We start from the raw sequence: 3,387 nt of genomic DNA, 5'->3' as shown, positions 1-3,387 counted from the left end.
TCGCCGCGACGCTCGGCGACGCCCCGCAACTCGCAACGGGTGCCGGGCACGACGCCGGTGTGCTCGCCCAGTACGGCATTCCCAGCGCGATGCTGTTCGTCCGCAACCCGACCGGCGTCTCGCACTCACCCGCCGAGTGGGCCGATCCGGACGACTGCGCGGCCGGCGTGCAGGCCCTGACCGACGTGCTCGTCGGGCTGGCGACGTGACGGCACTCTTCGCCCGCACGGCGCTGCTGCCCTCTGGTGTGGCGCGCGACGTGCTGCTGACCGTCGAGGACGGCCGGTTCGCGTCCGTCGAGGTCGGCGCGGTGCCGCCGGCCGCTGCGCAGCGGTTGCCGGGCGTGGTGCTGCCCGGGCTGGCGAATGCCCACAGCCACGCCTTCCACCGGGCCCTGCGTGGCCGTACGCACGACGGTGGTGGCACCTTCTGGACCTGGCGCGAGGCGATGTACGCCGTCGCGGCGCGGCTCGACCCCGACTCGTACCTGACCCTCGCCCGCGCGGTGTACGCCGAGATGGCGCTGGCCGGGATCACGACGGTGGGGGAGTTCCACTACCTGCACCACGGGTCGGGCGGGGTGCCGTACGCGGACCCGAACGCGATGGCGGAGGCGCTGCGGCAGGCGGCGTCCGAGGCGGGTGTGCGGCTGACCCTGCTCGACACCTGCTACCTCGCGGGCGGACTGGACGCCTCCGGGCATCGTCCGCTCGACGAGGTGCAACAGCGTTTCGGCGACGGCAGCGTCGATGCGTGGCGCGCGCGAGTGGATGCGCTGCGTCCGTCGGACGGGTTCCGTGTGGGTAGTGCGATCCACTCGGTGCGGGCGGTGCCTCAACCGGCGTTGAGTCGTGTCGCCGAGATCGACGGTCCGCTGCACGTGCACCTGTCCGAGCAGCCGGCCGAGAACGAGGCGGCGCTGGCCCACTACGGCTGCACACCGACCCGGCTGCTCGCCGACACCGGGGCGCTCGGGCCGCGCACCACCGCCGTGCACGCGACCCATCTGACCGGCGCAGACATCGGGCTGCTCGGCGACTCGGGCACCACCGTCTGCCTCTGCCCGACGACCGAGCGTGATCTGGCCGACGGCATCGGCCCAGCTCGCTTGCTCGCCGGCGCCGGTGCACCGCTCTCGCTCGGCAGCGACCAGCACGCGGTGATCGACCTCTTCGAGGAGGTGCGCGGGCTCGAGGGCGGTGAGCGCGTGACCTCGCTGCAGCGCGGACGGTTCAGCCCGCGTGCGCTGCTGGCTGCGGCGACCGCGCACGGATCGCTCGGCTGGCCGGATGCCGGCGCGATCGCGGTGGGACGGCGCGCGGACCTCGTGTGCGTGCGCGACGACAGCCCGCGCACGGCGGGCTCGCGTGCCGATCAGCTGCTGCTCGTGGCGACGGCGGCGGACGTGGACACCGTCTACGTCGACGGTCTGCCCGTCGTCTGCGGCGGGGTGCACCGGCTCGGCGACGTCGGCGTGCTGTTGCGCGACGCGATCGTGCCGCTGTGGGAGGCGTCGTGATCAGCCGCGTGGTCGACGGGATCGGGGAGCTCGTCACGAACGACCCGACGGTCGGGGACGGGTCGTCGCTCGGTGTGCTGCACGGCGCCGCAGTGGTCGTCGAGTCCGGGCGGATCGTCTGGGTCGGCCCGTCGTCGGCCGCGCCGTCGGCGGACGGCCGGATCGATGTCGGCGGGCGTACGGTCGTGCCCGGATTCGTCGACTCGCACGCGCATCTCGTGTTCGCCGGCGACCGCGCCGACGAGTTCGCCGCGCGCATGGCCGGTGAGCGCTACGACGGTGGCGGGATCTCGGCAACGGTCGTGGCGACGCGGGCTGCCGACGACGACACGTTGCGCGCACTGCTCGCCGCGCGGATCGTCGAGTTGCGTCGACAGGGCACGACAACTGTTGAGATCAAGAGCGGGTACGGGCTATCGGTCGCGGACGAGGCCCGGCTGCTGCGGCTCGCGGCGGAGGTCACCGACGAGACGACCTTCCTCGGCGCGCACGTGGTGCCGTCCGGTGTCGACCGTTCGGAGTACCTGGAGCTGGTGTGCGGCCCGATGCTGGCGGCCTGCGCGCCGTCCGCGCGCTGGATCGACGTGTTCTGCGAGCCGGCCAGCCCGCATGCATTCGATGAGGACGAGGCCCGCGCGGTGCTGCTCGCCGGACGCGACGCCGGGCTCGGACTGCGCGTGCACGGCAACCAGTTGGCGGCCGGACCGGGCGTGCGGCTCGCCGTCGAACTCGGAGCGGCCAGTGTCGATCACTGCACGTACCTCGCTGCGGCGGACATCGATGCTCTCGCGGGCGGTGACACGGTCGCGACCCTGCTGCCCGGCGTCGAGTTCTCGACCCGATCGCCCTATCCGGACGCCCGGGCGCTGCTGCGGGCGGGGGTGACCGTCGCGCTGGCGACCGACTGCAACCCGGGCACGTCGTACACGTCGTCGATGCCGTTCATCGTCGCGCTCGCGGTGCGGGAGATGGGCATGACCCCGGCGGAGGCGCTGTGGGCCGCGACGGCTGGTGGGGCGCGTGCCCTGCGCCGGGACGATGCGGGCGTGCTGCGTCCCGGGGCGCGAGCAGACCTCGCCGTGCTCGACGCCCCGAGCCACGTGCACCTCGCCTACCGCCCCGGCGTCCCCCTCGCGTCCACGCTCGGCGTCTAAGCGTCTGCTCGCGCGGGGGTTTGCCGGATCTTGATCCCCTAGACGGGGCCGAGCCCGGTGTCGGCATCCGGGTTCGTTGGGGCTGCTGTTTCGAACGTTTTTGTCAGAGGGTCGGTCTAGCGTCGTTGGTGTGATGGGGGACGGGCGGCTGCCGGCAGGTGCGGGTGATCTCGTGCCCGGCGCTGCGCTGGCTGCGGTGTTGGAGTCGGTGGATGTCGGTGGGCTGGACGATCCGGACCTGGTCGGCCTGTTGCAAGCGCAGTCGCGGCAGTTGGCGCACGTGCAGGGACAGGTCTGGGCGGTGATGGCCGAGCTGGCGCGGCGGGATCCGATGCCGTTGCTGGGTGGAGAGCCGTTGCAGGCGCACGAGTTGTTCGACCTGGTCGTGGACGAGGTGCGGGCGGAGTTGATGTTGACCCGTGCGGCGGCGCGGGTGGAGGTGGAGGCGGCGGTCGGGCTGGCCGCGCTGCCGGCGGTGGCGGAGGCGCTGGGGCTGGGGTTGATCGATCGTCGCCGGGCGTTGGTGTTCACCGATGCGTGTTGGGATCTGCGGCCGGAGCATGCCGAGCAGGTGGTGGCGGCGTTGCTGCCCGAGGCGATGTCGGTGACGGCGACGGGGCTTGCGGCGCGGGTGGCGCGGGCGGTGATCGAGCTGGATCCGGGGTGGGCCGAGCGGCGCTACCGGGAGGCGTTGCGGAGCCGGAAGGTGGTCGC

General features: G+C 73.1%; 3 protein-coding genes and 1 pseudogene. All 4 read left to right on the top strand.

Translation table 11 applies throughout. The features are described from left to right. On the top strand, positions 1-209 hold a 209-nt coding region (locus ACTHMS_RS09755; protein WP_440306466.1), incomplete at its 5' end, for a M20/M25/M40 family metallo-hydrolase. Then, on the top strand, positions 206-1,519 hold the full coding sequence (locus ACTHMS_RS09750) for a formimidoylglutamate deiminase (protein ID WP_440306465.1): 1,314 nt from the start codon (positions 206-208) through the stop codon (positions 1,517-1,519). The genes ACTHMS_RS09755 and ACTHMS_RS09750, both read left to right, overlap by 4 nt. After that, positions 1,516-2,673, top strand: coding sequence for an imidazolonepropionase (hutI, locus tag ACTHMS_RS09745; protein ID WP_440306464.1), 1,158 nt, complete (start codon positions 1,516-1,518; stop codon positions 2,671-2,673). The genes ACTHMS_RS09750 and hutI overlap by 4 nt, the downstream gene beginning before the upstream one ends. 130 nt (positions 2,674-2,803) lie before the next feature. Next, positions 2,804-3,387 (top strand): annotated as a pseudogene (locus tag ACTHMS_RS09740) (hypothetical protein); the annotation flags it as partial.

Origin of the sequence: Jatrophihabitans sp. (assembly GCF_051960575.1) — a bacterium.
In the GTDB taxonomy this organism is placed as follows: Bacteria; Actinomycetota; Actinomycetes; order Mycobacteriales; family Jatrophihabitantaceae; genus JBQCEE01.
The sequence above is the reverse complement of the archived record's forward strand: the minus strand, read 5'-3'. Positions and strand labels throughout refer to the sequence as shown.